The following is a 14,666-nucleotide window of genomic DNA, read 5'->3' as shown; positions in this document are numbered from 1 at the left end:
GGAGTGGCGGAAGACTCGCAGACCGACCATTGTTTCCTGCAGCTCAAGCAGATCCACAAACGCTTCGGCGGCGTTCACGCGTTGCGTGGTGTCGATCTGAAGATTGAGCTCGGCCAAGCCTATCATCTGCTCGGCGAGAACGGCTGCGGCAAAAGCACCGTCATCAAGGTGATGTCGGGCGCCATCTCGCCGACCGAAGGCGAAATCATCCTGAATGGCGAGAGCTTTTCGGCCCTGACGCCCATTCAGTCGCTCGCCGCCGGCATCGAGACGGTCTATCAGGATCTGTCTCTCATTCCCAATCTGACGGTTGCCGAGAACGTGGCGCTCAGCGAACAGCTGGTGCACGGCGAGGGCCGTCTTGTTCGCCGGCTGGACCGAAACCAGCTGCGGGTGACCGCCAGCGCGGCACTGGCCTCGGTCGGTCTGCCGGCCACGCGGGCTTTCCTGACTTCCGTCGTGTCCGACCTGCCGCTTGCCCAGCGCCAGCTCGTGGCCATCGCCAGGGCGATCGCCACCAAGGCCAAGCTCGTCATCATGGACGAGCCGACGACGTCGCTCACCCGACGCGAGGTCGAGAACCTGATCGAGGTGGTGGCGCGTCTGCGGGCGGACAACATCGCCGTGCTGTTCGTCACCCACAAGCTCGACGAATGCTACCGCATCGGCGGCCATGCCATTGTCTTCCGCGATGGCGAATGCGTGGCGCAAGGGCCGCTCGCCAGCTACGGCAAGGCCGACATCGCCGAACTGATGACCGGTCGCAAGATCGACGCGCATCGCTATCGCGTCGGCCAGCCGGCTGACGAGACGTTGCTGTCCGTCGAGCGGCTGACCGCCGCGCCCGGCTTCTTCGATGTCGACTTCAGCCTTCGCAAGGGCGAAATCCTCGGCATCACCGGTCTCGCCGACTCTGGCCGCAACGAGCTGGCGCTGGCCATTTCCGGCGTTCGGCCGGCCGCTTCCGGTTCGATCTCGGTCGGCGGGGTCGCCGCTCGCATTCGCTATCCCTCCGACGCCATCCGCCACGGCATCGGCTATGTGCCGGAAAATCGGCTCGACGAGGGCCTGTTCCTTGAAAAGTCCATCCTGGACAACGAGACCGCGCTGGTGGTGGCCAAGCTGGCCAATGCCTGGGGCATCATTGATGACGGCAAGGGGCGCGCGATCGCTGCCGAGGTTGCCAAGGACATGCGCCTCAACACCACCGACATCGACATGCCGGTCGGCTCGCTGTCCGGCGGCAACCAGCAGCGCGTGCTGATCGGCCGCTGGCTGACCATCGAGCCGAAGATCCTGCTTCTGCATGGTCCGACCGTCGGCGTCGACGTCGGGTCCAAGGACACCATCTACCGCGCCATCCAGGTTCTGGCGGAGCGGGGGATCGGCCTCATCGTGATCAGCGACGACCTTCCGGAGCTGCTGCAGAACTGCGACCGCATCCTGGTCATGAACGGCGGGCGCTTCGTTGCCGATCTCGACGCCTCCGAGGCGACCGAGGAGGACATCTATCACGCCATGCTGGCGTCAATCTCGGAGACCGTCCAATGACCCTGTTCCCGATCGAAAAGGCGCGGGCGGCCGAACGGGACGGCGACCGCGTCAGCCTCGGCGGCTTCATCCACAAGCATCCGGAGACGGTGACGGCGGTGCTGCTGGTGGTGATCTGCGTCGTGGTCGCCATCCTCAATCCCGACTTCCTGCAGCCGTCGTCGCTGATCGACATCGGGCGTGCCAGCGTCGTCACCGGCCTGTTCGCGCTCGGCGTGTTCGTCATCCTCGCCGCTGGCGGCATCGACGTGTCGTTCACCGCCATCGCCGCCCTGACGATGTATTCGATCACGCTGCTGACGACGCGCTATGCGCCGGGCCTGCCGATGATCCTCGTTCTGGCCATGGCGGTGGGCGGCGGCATGCTGCTGGGCATGTTCAACGGCCTGCTGGTCTATACCTTCAGCGTGCCGGCGATGATCGTCACCATCGGCACGCAGTATCTGTTCCGCGGCATCCTGCTGGCCTTCGTCGGCACGGTGTGGATCATGGCCTTGCCCGAGCAGATGCTGGCCTTCGGCCGGGCGCCGATGCTGCAGTTCGCCAACTCCAATGGCGCCGTCGTCACGCTGCCGCTCTACGTGCTGGTGCTGCCGGGCGCTGCCGTGCTGACCTGGTGGATCCTGAACCGCACGCTGATGGGTCGGGCGATCTTCGCCATGGGCGGCAGCGCCCGGGTGGCCGAACGGCTCGGCTACAATCTCCGGACCATCCACCTGTTCGTATTCGGCTTTGCCGGTGCGCTGGCGGGGCTCGCGGGCATCATCCACGTCTGCAGCAATCGCCTGGCCAACCCGTTCGATCTGGTCGGTACGGAGATCAACGTTATCGCGGCCGTCGTGCTGGGTGGCGCCCGCATCACCGGCGGCACCGGCACGGTGGTCGGCACGCTGCTCGGCGTGCTCCTGGTCACCGTGATCAACAACGTTCTGGTGATGGTGGGCATTCCCAGCACCTGGCAGCGCTTCGTCGTCGGAGCATTCATTTTGCTGGCGGCGGCCTTCTTCGTCGTGCGCCAGCGCCGAAACAGATCTTAGGAAGGAACGGCCATGAAGAAGTTTCTCAACGATCCCAAGGATTTCGTCGACGAGATGCTCGAGGGCATCTACGCCGCCCATCCTGATGTGACCTACACCAACGACGACAAGCGCTGCTATGTCACGGCGCATCCCAAGAAGGGCAAGGTGGGCATCGCCACCGGCGGCGGCTCCGGCCATCTGCCGCTGTTCCTGGGCTATGTCGGCGATGGCATGCTCGACGGCTGCGCCGTGGGCGGCGTGTTCCAGTCGCCCAGCTCGGACCAGATGTACGAAGTGACCAAGTACATCGACCAGGGCGCCGGCGTTCTCTACATCTACGGCAACTACACCGGCGACATCATCAACTTCGACATGGCCGCCGAGATGGCCGACGTCGACGGCATTCGCGTCAAGTCGGTGGTCGGCAACGACGATGCCGCCTCGTCGATCGTCGGCGAGGAGCACAAGCGTCGCGGCGTCGCCGGCATCTTCTTCGTCTACAAGGCGGCCGGCGCGGCTGCCGCCGAAGGCCTCGATCTCGACGAGGTCGCCCGCCTCGCCGACAAGGCTCGCCTCAATACCCGGACCATCGGCGTGGCGCTGTCGAGCTGCGTCGTGCCGGAAATCGGGCACGCCACCTTCTCGCTCGGCGACGACGAGATGGAAATCGGCATGGGCATTCACGGCGAGCCGGGCATCAGCCGGCGCAAGCTGGAGCCGGCCGACGCCGTCGTCGACGAGATGATGGAGCGCATCTTCAACGAGCAGGACTACGGCAAGGGCGGTGAAGTGGCCGTGCTGGTCAACGGTCTCGGCGGCACGCCGCGCGAAGAACTCTACATCTTCTATCGCCGCGTCTCGCAGCTGTTTGCCGCCCGCAACGTCAAGGTGAAGCACGTGTGGATCGGTGAGTTCGCCACTGCGATGGAAATGGCTGGTGCCTCGATCTCCGTCCTCAAGCTGGATGCCGAGCTCGATCGCCTGATGGCCGCGTCGGCGCGCACGCCCTTCTTCACCCATGTCGGTCGTTGAGGTGACGACGATGCAGGCATTGACAGCCAATGACGTGGTCGGTCTGTTCGCGGCTCTGGAAAAGACGTTCTCCGATCAGCGCGAGTTCCTGATCGCGCTGGACGGCAAGGTCGGCGACAGCGATCTCGGCATCACCATGAGCAAGTCGTTCGCCGCCGCCCACGCAACGGTCGCCGCCGCGCCGGACGGCTCGGTCGGCAAACTGTTCAGCAGAGCCGGATTGTCGATCGCCAAGGCGGCGCCTTCGACCATGGGGACGCTGACCGCCACCGGCTTCATGCGGGGCGGCAAGGCGGTGGAAGCGGCGGAGACGATCGGAACCGCCGAGATGGCCGCCTTCTGGCGCGCCTATCGCGATGGCGTCCAGGAGCGCGGCAAGGCCAAGGTCGGCGATAAGACGGTGCTCGACGTGCTCGACCCGGTCGCCGTCAGCCTCGAAGCGGCAGCCGCGGGCGGCAAGCTGCTCGATGCGGCCCTCGCGGAAGCCTCGGAGGTTGCCGCCCAGGCGCTCGAAGCCACCAAGCTGCTCGTCGCCCAACATGGCAAGGCGGCGGCCTTTCAGGAGAAGTCGCGCGGCTTGCAGGATGCAGGCGCCACGGTGGCCGTGTTCATCGTCGACACCATGGCCAACTTCGTCAAGGCGAGCTGACGACGTCCCGCACCGCCGGACATGAAATGACGCCGGAGCACGCCAATGCTCCGGCGTCTTGCGTTCATTGCGAGGCTCTGCCCACGTTGCTCCTTTGGCGGCAGATGGTCGGCCGGCGTCGCGTCGGCGATCGTCTCTGCGGCGGGAATGCGAAGCCGATATCGGAGCACGGCTGTTCCTGAAACGGGTTCCTGCGTGCCTTCCCTCTTGTCAAAGCGCCCGCCGCTTCCGCGCGGCAAACTGGCGATTTTCCCTTGCAAGCCTGCCTACCTCATTATATGTACGGTCGTACATATTAAGCGGAGTGGCGATGGTGCGGGAGGCGGAGAAGCCGGCGGGGCCGCGCGGACGGCGGACCAAGGACATGCCGAGCGGACGCGAAGCGTTGCTTTCGGCAGCCATCCGCCTGTTCGCCGCCCAAGGCTACGATGGAACGGATATCCGGGGCGTGGCCGCGGCAGCCGGCGTCGGCGCCAACCTCGTCCGGGTGCATTTCGGCGGCAAGGCCGAGCTGTGGATGGCAAGCGCCGAGCGCATCCTGTCGCGCGCCGCGCCGATGATCGAGATCGTTGCGCAGATATCCGGCGATGCCGGGCTGAAGGTCGAGGAACGACTGGCGATCATCATTCGCAAGACGGCCGACTTCTACAAGGACAACCCGGAGATTCGCGACTTCGTCTACAGGTCCATTGCCGATGGTGGCGAGCGGGCCGACTTCGTCGCCGACACGCTGCTGGTGCCGGCCTACGCCTCGGGAAAGGCCACCTTTGACGAGGCGATGGCAACCGGAATCATCCGCAGCCGCCATCCGGCGCTGTTCTTCATCATCCTGACCAATGCGCTCAGTCAGCCGCACGGGTTTCCCGACATTCTCGCCAAGCTGGCGCCGGAGATCGGGCGGGACGATTCCTACCTCTACCTGTCCATGTCTGTGACGGAGCTTTTCTTGCACGGCATCTAGGCCGTTTCACCAGCAGTTCGGCTTCGGTTTCTCCGGGAAAGGGCTCTTTTTCCGGCGGGCGGAGCCTTGTCTTCCGGCGGGCGTCGTCCGCCATACGAGAGGTGCGAGGATGCGTGGTTGGTTTTCGGCGGCGAGCGTCGCGACGGCGGTGGTCGCCAGCCTGTTGGGCGGGTGCGAGCAGGACAAGCCGCCTGTACCGGAGGCTCGCCCGGTCAAGTCCGTGGTGGTCGGTCAGCGACCGGCCGGCGAGCCGGTGATGCTGACCGGGCAGGTCAGGGCGCGCACCGAGATCAACCTGGCATTCCGTCTGAGCGGGCACATGATCGATCGCGCGGTCCGCGTCGGCGATCAAGTGGTGCCGGGGCAGGTGATCGCCCATCTCGACGACCAGATTCAGAAGAACACGCTGCTGCAGGCCGAGGCGCTGCTGTCGGCCGCCCGGGCGCAACTGGTCGAGGCGCGCAACACCTACGCCCGCCAGAACGGCCTCTTGAGCAAGGGGTTTGCCAGCAACGCCCAGTTCGACCAGGCCCAGCAGGCGCTGGAATCCGCCGAGGCTCAGGTCGCCTCCGCCGAGGCGCAGGTGAAGAGCGCCAGGGAGCAGCTCGGCTACACCATCCTGACCGCCGATACCGCCGGTACCGTCATCGCCACGGGTGCGGAAGCGGGCGAGGTGGTGGCCGCCGGCCAGCCGGTGGCCCAGATCGCCAGCGACGGCGGCCGCGACGCGGTGTTCGCCGTGTCCGGTCAGATCATCCGCGCCCTGCCGGAGAAGCCGGCCTTCACCGTCGCCCTCACCGAGGACGCGTCGATCGCCGCCTCCGGCCACATTCGCGAGATCGCCCCGCAGGCCGACCCGGTCACCCGGACCTATACGGTGAAGGTGGCGCTCGACACTCCGCCGGAGGCAATGCAGCTCGGGTCGACGGTGTCGGGCACCACGCTGCTCGACGCGCCCGAGGGCATCGAGGTGCCATCCTCCGCCATCGTCCAGGGCGGAACGTCCAGCGCCGTCTGGGTCGTGGACGCAAAGGAGTTGACGGTGTCGCTGCGCGACGTCGCCGTCGCCCGCTACGAGCCGGCCAGCGTCATTATTTCCGGCGGCTTGCAGCCGGGCGAAACCATCGTCACCGCCGGCGTGCAGTCGCTGCATCCGGGTCAGAAGGTGCGTCTTCTGGGTGGCGCGACATGAAAAAAGGGCTCAACCTTTCCACCTGGGCGATCGGCAACCGATCGCTGATCCTCTACTTCATGCTGGTGATCTCGCTGGCCGGCGCCTGGTGCTACACCGGCCTCGGGCGCGGCGAGGACCCCTCCTTCACCATCAAGACCATGGTGGTCCAGGCCCAATGGCCGGGGGCGACCATCGATGAGACGCTGAAGCAGCTGACCGAGCGCATCGAGCGCAAGCTCCAGGAAACGCCGCATCTCGACTACATCAAGAGCTACACCCAGGCCGGCGTGACCACCATTTTCGTGACGCTGGAGGGATCGGCGCCCAAGGCCGATGTTGCGGACATCTGGTACCAGGTCCGCAAGAAGGTGGGCGACATCAAGGATACGCTGCCGCAGGGGACCCTCGGCCCCTGGTTCAACGACGAGTTCGGCGACACCTACGGCATCGTCTATGGCTTCACCTCCGACGGCTTTTCCAGCCGGGAGCTGCGCGACTATGTCGAGGACATCCGCTCGCGCCTGCTGCAGATTCCCGACGTGTCGAAGATCGACATGCTGGGCGTGCAGGACGAGCGCATCTACATCGAGTTCTCGACCGACCAGATCGCCGGGCTCGGCCTCGACAAGACGGCACTGATCGCCGCACTTCAGGCGCAGAACGCCATCGCCCCGGCGGGCGTGGTGGAGACCTCCAGCGAGAAGATCCTGGTTCGCACGTCCGGCGGCTTCAAGTCGGAGAAGGACATCCTGGCCGTCAACTTCGCGGCCAATGGCCGGCTGATCCGCCTCGGCGACATCGCCAAGGTCACGCGTGGGCCGTCCGACCCGCCGCAGCCGCTGTTCCGCGTCAACGGCAAGGAGGCGATCGGCCTTGCCGTCTCCATGCGCGACGGCGGCGACGTGCTGGTGCTCGGCAAGAACATTCGCGCCGCCATGTCCGGTATCCTGGCCGACCTGCCGGTCGGCATCGAGACCCACGAGGTCGCCGATCAGGCGGCCACCGTCGAGCATGCGGTGGGCGAGTTCACCGAAGCGCTCTGGGAGGCCATCGGCATCGTGCTGATCGTCAGCATCGTCAGCCTGGGCTTCAGGGCCGGCTCGATCGTGGCGCTGTCGATCCCGCTGGTGCTGGCCATCGTCTTCATCGCCATGCAGCTCTTCGGAATAGACCTGCAACGCATCTCGCTCGGCGCGCTGATCATCGCGCTCGGCCTTCTGGTCGACGACGCCATGATCACCATCGAGAGCATGATCACCCGGCTCGAACGGGGAAAGAGCAAGGAAGAGGCGGCGTCCTTCGCCTACCAGTCCACCGCCTATCCGCGCCTTGCCGGCACGCTGGTGACCATTGCCGGCTTCGTGCCGATCGGCTTCGCCAAGAGCATGGCCGGCGAGTATACCTTCTCCATCTTCGCCGTCGTCGGCATCGCGCTGATATCCTCCTGGTTCGTGGCGGCGCTGTTCTCACCGCTGCTCGGCGTGTGGATCCTGAAGGCGCCGAAGGGCGGACATCACGAGGCGGGGCACGGGCCGATCCTCCGGGCCTTCCGTGCGGTCCTCTCCACCGTCATGCGCTGGCGCTGGGCGACCATCGGCCTCACGCTCGTCATGCTCGGCGTCGCCGTCTACGGCATGCGCTTCGTGCCGCAGCAGTTTTTCCCGCCGTCGGACCGCCCCGAACTGCTCGTCGATCTGAAACTGCCGCAGAATGCCTCCATCGAGGCGTCGCGGGACATTTCGGCCAGGATCGACAAGATCCTGTCTGATGACGCCGACGTCCATCACTGGAGCACGTACGTTGGCCGTGGCACGGTGCGTTTCTACCTACCGCTGGACCTGCAACTGCCCAACGATTTCTTCGCCCAGTCCGTGGTGGTGACCAAGGGGTTGGCCGAACGCGACCGGGTCAAGGCCAAGCTCGAGACGGCGCTGACCGAGGAGTTCCCCAATGTCATCGGTCGCGTCTATCCGCTGGAGCTCGGTCCGCCGGTCGGCTGGCCGTTGCAATACCGGGTCAGTGGCCCGTCCGAGGACAAGGTGCGGGAGATCGCCTTCCGCGTCGCGGCGGCCATGAATGCCGACGGGCGCGTCCAGAAGATCAACTACGACTGGATGGAGCCGGTCAGGACGATCAAGATCCATGTTGACCAGGATCAGGCCCGCCTGCTTGGGCTCAGCTCGCTGCAAGTGTCGCAGGCGATCAACGCCATCGTCTCCGGCGGAACCGTCACCCAGGTGCGCGACGACATCTATCTCGTCAACGTCGTGATCCGGGCGAAGGCCGAGGAGCGCATGTCGCTGTCCAGCGTCCGCACCCTGCAACTGCCGCTCGTGGGCGGAAAGTCGGTGCCGCTCAGCCAGGTCGCCCAGGTGGATTACGGCATCGAAAGCCCGCTGATGTGGCGGCGCGACCGCAGCCCGACGCTGACGATCGCGGCCGACGCGGCGCCCGGCGCCATGCCTGCCTCGATCGTGCAATCGCTCAGCGGTCCTATCCACGAGATCGCCGCGAGCCTTCCTTACGGCTATCGCATCGATGCGGGCGGCGCCATCGAGGAGAGCGGCAAGTCGCAGGCCTCGGTGATGGCCGTGGTGCCGTTGATGCTGTTCCTCATGGTGACCATCCTGATGGTGCAACTGCGCTCGTTCAACGGCGTGTTCATGGTGCTGAGCGTGGCGCCCCTCGGGGTGATCGGCGTGGTGATGGCGCTGTTCGTCGCCCAGAAGCCCCTGGGCTTCGTCGCCATGCTGGGCGTGCTGGCGCTGATCGGCATGATCGCCCGCAACTCGGTGATCCTGATCGACCAGATCGAGCAGGAGAAGCGAGCCGGTCTCGACGACTGGAACGCGGTGATCGAGGCGGCGGTGATCCGCTTCCGGCCCATTCTGCTCACCGCCTCGGCGGCGACGCTGGGCATGATCCCGATCGCGCCGACCATTTTCTGGGGCCCGATGGCCTTCGCCATCATCGGCGGGTTGGCGGTGGCGACGGTCTTGACGCTGCTGTTCCTGCCGGCGCTCTACGTGGCGTGGCATCGGATCCATCCGGTTGGGACCTGACCAAGCCGATGGAGCATGCCCGCTTCGGAGAATGGGGGACGATGCGATGCCGAGAAAAGCCCGGTTCGGCCGGCCTTCCCAGCGGTGCCTCCCGATCCGCAGGGCGACTTCCGGGTTGACCGTGCGGATGCTGCGGGCCTTCAAGACCCGATACGACCGGACGTCGGGGCGCTTCGGCGCCCCGGGAGACTGGCGTCGGCTCTGCGCCCTCGGAGGCATGCTCCTCGGCCTTGCGGGGTTTCCCGTCGCCTCCTTCCTGGTCGGCGGGCCGACCGGCGACTATCTGGGCGGGCTGGCCTCCCTCGTCGGTGGCCTGCTCCAGATCCTGCTGATCCTGTGGATGGGCAGCCCGCAAATCTACGGCGACTGGGTGTCGCTCGGCGTGCTGGATACCTGCCTCGGCGTGGTGCTGACGTTCGATCCCGGCTTGGCGCTCTCGATGTCGCCGGCCCTCTTCACGCTTCTGCTGGCCGCGTCGTCGCTTCTCCGCATCTGGATAGGCCTCACCCTTGCCACCGGCAGCGCCTTCACGTGGCTGGGAACGAGCGGCCTGATGGGGCTGTTCCTGCTGCTCTGGCTGTGGGGGGCGACCTATGCCTTCAGCGGGTTCGATCGCCTCGTGGCGGTGGATCTGGTGCTGCGCGTGGATCTGGTGCTGCGCGTGGATCTCTTGCTGCGCGGGGCGGCCATCATCGGCTTCGGGCTGTCGCTGCCGCGCGACTGATCGCCGCGGGCGGCCTCGGAAGGATTTGCGTCCCTCGCAAACGCAACGACGGGCGAAGCCTGAAGCTCCGCCCGTCGCGTCGATCACATGCCCTTGGGGTGCCTACTTCTTCGGCGGCACGTAGTCGGCCGGCGTCGCGTCGGTGATGCGGCCGTCGGTGTAGGGTTTGTAGGGATTGTGGGTGGTCAGATACTCGGCCACCACGTCCTCCAGGTTCGGTCCGAAGTCGTAGGCGTTGACCGCCTTGTCGGCGAAGGTCTTGAAGCCGTCGCCGCCGCCACGCACGTAGTTGTTGGTGACGACGCCGTAGGTCTTGGCCGGATCGAGCGGCACGAAGCCGTCGCCATCCTTCACCTCGACGGAGGTGATGCGGCTGCCGACCGGCTTCGACCGATCGAAGGTGTATTTCAGGCCCGAGACCTGCGGGAAGCGGCCGGCGCCTTCGTCGACCTCGCTGACGCCGTTCTCCAGCGCTTCCTTGATGCCGGCGCCGTCGATCTGGAAGGTGGCGATGGTGTTCTGGAACGGCAGCACCGTCAGCACCTCGCCCATGGAAACGTCGCCGGCGTCGATCGACGCGCGGAGGCCGCCGCCATTGGCGATGGAGATGGTGATGCCCTGGCTGGCGACGCGGTCGAGCGCCGCGTCGGCGACGAGGTTGCCCATGGAGCATTCGACGGCGCGGCAGGACTTGCGATCGCCGTCGATGGCGTCGGCGGCCGATCCGACTACCTTGGCCTTCAGTTCCTCAAGCGGCTTGCCGAGTTCCTTCACGCGTTCGGCGTAGCCCTCGTCCGGCGTCACCGAGGCGTCGAGCAGGATCGGCGCGCCCTTGGTGGCGGTGACGACGCCCCTGTCGTCGAAGTTGACGGTGAGGTCGCCGAGATACTTGGAATAGGCGTAGGCGGTGACGATCGGCACCTCGATGCCGGACGGGTTCTTCACCAGCGTCGGATAGGGGCCGGACGCCTTGTCGTCGGTGGAGGACAGGTAGGTGTGGCTGTGGCCGCCGACGATGACGTCGATGCCGTCGACCTTGGCGGCGATTTCCTGATCCTTGACGTAGCCGACGTGGGTGAGGGCGACGATCTTGTTGACGCCCTCGGCCTCGATCTCCTTCACCGCCTTCTGGAGATAGGTGATCTCGTCCTCGAAGGTGATGTCCTTGCCGGGCGAGGAGGTCTCGGAGGTGTCCTTCGCCAGCACCGAGACGACGGCGACCTTCTCGCCGCCGATCTCCTTGATGATGTAGCCCTTGTACTTGCCGTCGAGCAGGGAGCCCTTGGCGCTGACGGTGTTGCCGGAAATGATCGGGAACTTCACCGCGCCGATCAGCTTGTCGAGCTCGGCCGGGCCGTCGTCGAACTCATGGTTGCCGATGGCCATGGCGTCGAAGCCGATGCCGTTCATGAACTCGGCCACCGGCGCGCTCTTGAAGGTGCTGTAGTAGAGCGAGCCCTGGAACTGGTCGCCGGCGTCGAGCACCAGGAGGTTGGCGCCGTCGAGTTCCTTGCGCTTGTCGTCGATGGCGCTCTTCACGCGGGCGATGCCGCCGAAGCACTCGCCGGCGTCGCTCTCCTTGGCCGAGCAGGTGGAATCGAACTTGTTGATGGCCTCGATGCGGGAATGGAAGTCGTTGATGTGCAGGATGGTGAGCTGGAAGTCGGCCAGTGCCGTGCCGGCCGAAAGCGCCAGTGCGCCCGCCGAAAGAATGCCGATGGCCAGTCTTTTCGTCATGCTCCTGTCTCCCCGTTCGTGCGGCGCCAGTTCCTGCCTGAGCCGCCTAAGCAATCTTGGCGTGCCTGGACGCCCGGACTCAAGCGCCAATACGCAGTTTTGCACGGTGAGGAGAGGCTTTTATGACGATGTGGGCGCTCACGCCTTGTCGAGGAAGCTGTCCACCACCCGCTTCTGGCCGGCCTTGTCGAAGTCGACGGTCACCTTGTTGCCTTCGACGGCGGAGACCGTGCCGGGGCCGAACTTGACGTGGAACACCCGGTCGCCGACGCCGAACTTCGGCGCCCCTGATACCACCGACTTGGCGATCAGCTCGCCCTCGATCAGCTTGGGTTGCGCCCGGCCATAGGACTGCTGAGCCGGCGAGGAGAAGCCGCCACGGCCGCCCGCCGCCTGACTGCCGGCTTTCTGGGCCTTCTGGGCGCGCTGCCAGCCGGGCGTCTCGTAGTTGGACTGGAAGCGCTCGACGCTGTCGAAGCGCGAGGCGCCGTAAGGGTTCTGGCGGCCGAAGGACGAGCCGTAGCCACCGTAGGCGCTGCCGGTTTCCTTGATCTCGACATGGGCGGCCGGCAGCTCGTCGAGGAAGCGGGAGGGGATCGACGACTGCCAGGAACCGTGGATGCGGCGGTTGGAGGTGAACCAGATCAGGCAATGCTTCTTGGCGCGCGTCAGGCCGACGTAGGCGAGGCGGCGTTCCTCTTCCAGGCCGGCTCGGCCGCCCTCGTCGAGGGCGCGCTGATGCGGGAATAGGCCCTCTTCCCAGCCGGGCAGGAAGACGGTGTCGAACTCCAGACCCTTGGCCGAATGCAGCGTCATGATGGAGACGGCGTCGAGCTCCTCGCCGCTGTCGCGGTCCATCACCAGGGAGATGTGTTCGAGGAAGCCTTCCATGCTCTCGAACTCGTCCATGGAGCGGATCAGTTCCTTGAGGTTTTCAAGGCGACCCGGCGCCTCGGCCGAACGGTCGTTCTGCCACATGGCGGTGTAGCCGCTCTCGTCGAGGATCAGCTCGGCAAGCTCGGTGTGCTTCATGGCCGGCACGAGATCGCGCCAGCGCTCGATGCTGGCCAGGAAATCGCGCAGGGCCGTGCGCGTCTTGCCCTTGAACTCCTCGGTGGCGACCAGTTGCCGTGTCGCCTCGGTCAGCGGCACCGTCTCGACACGGCCGTAGTCGTGCAGCGTGCGGACGGAGGTGTCGCCGATGCCGCGGCGCGGCGTGTTGACGATGCGCTCGAAGGCGAGGTCGTCGGCCGGCTGCATGACGACGCGGAAATAGGCGAGGGCATCGCGGATCTCGGCCCGTTCGTAGAAACGCGGGCCGCCGATGACGCGATAGGGAATGCCGGAGGTGACGAAGCGGTCTTCGAACTCGCGCATCTGGAAGGAGGCACGCACCAGGATGGCGATGTCGTTGAGCGGCGTTCCGCCCCGCTGAAAACGTTCGATCTCGTCGCCGATCGACCGCGCCTCCTCCTCCGAGTCCCAGGCCGAGGCGACGAACACCTTGTCCTCGTCGTCGGCCTGCGGCAGGTCGGTGAACAGCGTCTTGCCCAGGCGCGCCTCGTTGTGGGCGATGAGGTGCGAGGCGGCGCCGAGGATGTGGGCGGTGGAGCGATAGTTGCGCTCGAGACGGATCACCTTGGCGCCGGGGAAGTCGCGCTCGTAGCGCAGGATGTTGTCCACCTCGGCGCCGCGCCAGCCGTAGATCGACTGGTCGTCGTCGCCGACGCAGCAGATGTTGTGCGAGCCCTGGGCGAGAAGGCGCAGCCAGAGATACTGGACGACGTTGGTGTCCTGATACTCGTCGACCAGGATGAAACGGAACCGCTTGTGGTAGTCGGCGAGAACGTCTGGGTTCTGGCGCAGCAGCGTTACCGCTTCGAGCAGCAGGTCGCCGAAGTCGACGGCGTTGAGCACCTTGAGGCGCGCCTGATAGGCGGCGTAGAGCTCCCGCCCCCGGCCGTTGACATAGGCGCGCGCCTCGCCCTCGGGAATGTCGGCCGGCCTCAGGCCCTTGTTCTTCCAGCCATCGAGCGCCGAGGCGAACTGCCGGGCCGGCCAGCGCTTCTCGTCGATGCCGTCGGCCTGGATCAACTGTTTGATCAGGCGGATCTGATCGTCGGTGTCGAGGATGGTGAAGTTGCTCTTGAGGCCGACAAGCTCGGCATGCTTCCGGAGCATCCGCACGCCGATCGAGTGGAAGGTGCCGAGCCATGGCATGCCCTCGACGACGCCGCCGACCAGCTTGCCGACGCGCTCCTTCATCTCGCGCGCCGCCTTGTTGGTGAAAGTCACCGACAGAATTTGCGACGGGAAGGCGCGGTGGGTCGCCAGAATGTGGGCGATGCGGGTGGTCAGGACGCGCGTCTTGCCGGTGCCGGCACCAGCCAGCACCAGCACGGGACCATCCAACGTTTCCACCGCCTCGCGCTGCTCGGGGTTCATGCCCTGGAGATAGCCGACGGCGCCTGTGCCGGGTCGCGCGGCGGCCATGGCCCGGGCGGCGATGCCCAGCGAGGGAGAGGCGTCGAAGTCGGTGTCGTCGTGATTCTGGGAAGCAGTCATGACGAGAACAATAAAGCAACAGGGCGTCGGGGGCGAGAGTGTCGTGCGCCGGGCCGGGATCATTCTCCCTGAGGCCCGTGTCGGTTAATGATTGGTAATTCGCTCGGTATTTTTCACTAACGTAGCGTATTTTCATGCAGTACGTCAGGAAAGCGAAGGATTTCCATTTGTTCCGTGCGCCGCTTTGTTGAT

The 14,666-nt window shown here is 65.9% G+C and carries 10 protein-coding genes; 8 read left to right on the top strand and 2 right to left on the bottom strand.

The genetic code is table 11. The features are described 5' to 3' along the window. The first annotated feature begins 3 nt into the window (after positions 1-3). From QQZ18_RS05275 to QQZ18_RS05240, 8 genes are all read left to right on the top strand, one after another. Positions 4-1,551: a sugar ABC transporter ATP-binding protein gene (locus QQZ18_RS05275; protein WP_284538590.1), complete on the top strand. Its 1,548-nt coding sequence runs from the start codon at positions 4-6 to the stop codon at positions 1,549-1,551. Beyond that, entirely contained in the window at positions 1,548-2,588 is a 1,041-nt protein-coding gene (locus QQZ18_RS05270; RefSeq protein WP_284538588.1) for an ABC transporter permease, read from the top strand. The genes QQZ18_RS05275 and QQZ18_RS05270 overlap by 4 nt, the downstream gene beginning before the upstream one ends. Before the next feature lie 12 nt (positions 2,589-2,600). After that, complete coding sequence (locus tag QQZ18_RS05265; RefSeq protein WP_284538586.1) at positions 2,601-3,602, top strand: dihydroxyacetone kinase subunit DhaK; 1,002 nt, start codon at positions 2,601-2,603, stop codon at positions 3,600-3,602. Positions 3,603-3,612: 10 nt separating this feature from the next. Beyond that, positions 3,613-4,251 (top strand): dihydroxyacetone kinase subunit L, encoded by a 639-nt coding sequence (locus QQZ18_RS05260; protein ID WP_284538584.1) that lies wholly within the window; start codon positions 3,613-3,615, stop codon positions 4,249-4,251. A 310-nt stretch (positions 4,252-4,561) separates the two neighbouring features. Continuing rightward, positions 4,562-5,212, top strand: a complete 651-nt coding sequence (locus QQZ18_RS05255) for a TetR/AcrR family transcriptional regulator (protein WP_284538583.1) — start codon at positions 4,562-4,564, stop codon at positions 5,210-5,212. Positions 5,213-5,321: 109 nt separating this feature from the next. Further along, a complete protein-coding gene (locus QQZ18_RS05250) occupies positions 5,322-6,404 on the top strand; it encodes an efflux RND transporter periplasmic adaptor subunit (RefSeq protein ID WP_284538581.1) in 1,083 nt (360 codons plus the stop codon). After that, the gene (locus QQZ18_RS05245) at positions 6,401-9,448 is read left to right on the top strand and encodes an efflux RND transporter permease subunit (RefSeq protein WP_284538579.1); all 3,048 of its coding nucleotides are present in this window, start codon (positions 6,401-6,403) and stop codon (positions 9,446-9,448) included. Before QQZ18_RS05250 ends, QQZ18_RS05245 begins: the two co-directional genes overlap by 4 nt. A 217-nt stretch (positions 9,449-9,665) precedes the next feature. After that, positions 9,666-10,172, top strand: a complete 507-nt coding sequence (locus QQZ18_RS05240) for a hypothetical protein (protein WP_284538577.1) — start codon at positions 9,666-9,668, stop codon at positions 10,170-10,172. A 102-nt stretch (positions 10,173-10,274) separates the two neighbouring features. On the opposite strand, the gene QQZ18_RS05235 is transcribed toward QQZ18_RS05240, so the two are convergent. Continuing rightward, positions 10,275-11,909 carry a bifunctional metallophosphatase/5'-nucleotidase gene (locus QQZ18_RS05235; protein WP_284538575.1) on the bottom strand — a complete coding sequence of 545 codons (1,635 nt, stop codon included), beginning with the start codon at positions 11,907-11,909 and terminating at the stop codon, positions 10,275-10,277. Between the two features lie 138 nt (positions 11,910-12,047). After that, on the bottom strand, positions 12,048-14,474 hold the full coding sequence (locus QQZ18_RS05230) for an ATP-dependent helicase (protein ID WP_284538573.1): 2,427 nt from the start codon (positions 14,472-14,474) through the stop codon (positions 12,048-12,050). Positions 14,475-14,666: the final 192 nt, after the last annotated feature.

The organism is Pleomorphomonas sp. T1.2MG-36 (assembly GCF_950100655.1).
GTDB lineage: Bacteria > Pseudomonadota > Alphaproteobacteria > Rhizobiales > Pleomorphomonadaceae > Pleomorphomonas.
Note: the sequence above shows the minus strand (reverse complement) of the source record. Positions and strands in the feature narration are given on the sequence as shown.

Bases quoted from the DNA above. Each gene is read 5' to 3' on its own strand.
- QQZ18_RS05270 (WP_284538588.1), top strand. From the start codon at position 1,548: ATGACCCTGTTCCCGATCGAAAAGGCGCGGGCGGCCGAACGGGACGGC.
- QQZ18_RS05265 (WP_284538586.1), top strand. From the start codon at position 2,601: ATGAAGAAGTTTCTCAACGATCCCAAGGATTTCGTCGACGAGATGCTC.
- QQZ18_RS05260 (WP_284538584.1), top strand. From the start codon at position 3,613: ATGCAGGCATTGACAGCCAATGACGTGGTCGGTCTGTTCGCGGCTCTG.
- QQZ18_RS05255 (WP_284538583.1), top strand. From the start codon at position 4,562: ATGGTGCGGGAGGCGGAGAAGCCGGCGGGGCCGCGCGGACGGCGGACC.
- QQZ18_RS05250 (WP_284538581.1), top strand. From the start codon at position 5,322: ATGCGTGGTTGGTTTTCGGCGGCGAGCGTCGCGACGGCGGTGGTCGCC.
- QQZ18_RS05245 (WP_284538579.1), top strand. From the start codon at position 6,401: ATGAAAAAAGGGCTCAACCTTTCCACCTGGGCGATCGGCAACCGATCG.
- QQZ18_RS05240 (WP_284538577.1), top strand. From the start codon at position 9,666: ATGCTCCTCGGCCTTGCGGGGTTTCCCGTCGCCTCCTTCCTGGTCGGC.
- QQZ18_RS05235 (WP_284538575.1), bottom strand. From the start codon at position 11,909: ATGACGAAAAGACTGGCCATCGGCATTCTTTCGGCGGGCGCACTGGCG.
- QQZ18_RS05230 (WP_284538573.1), bottom strand. From the start codon at position 14,474: ATGACTGCTTCCCAGAATCACGACGACACCGACTTCGACGCCTCTCCC.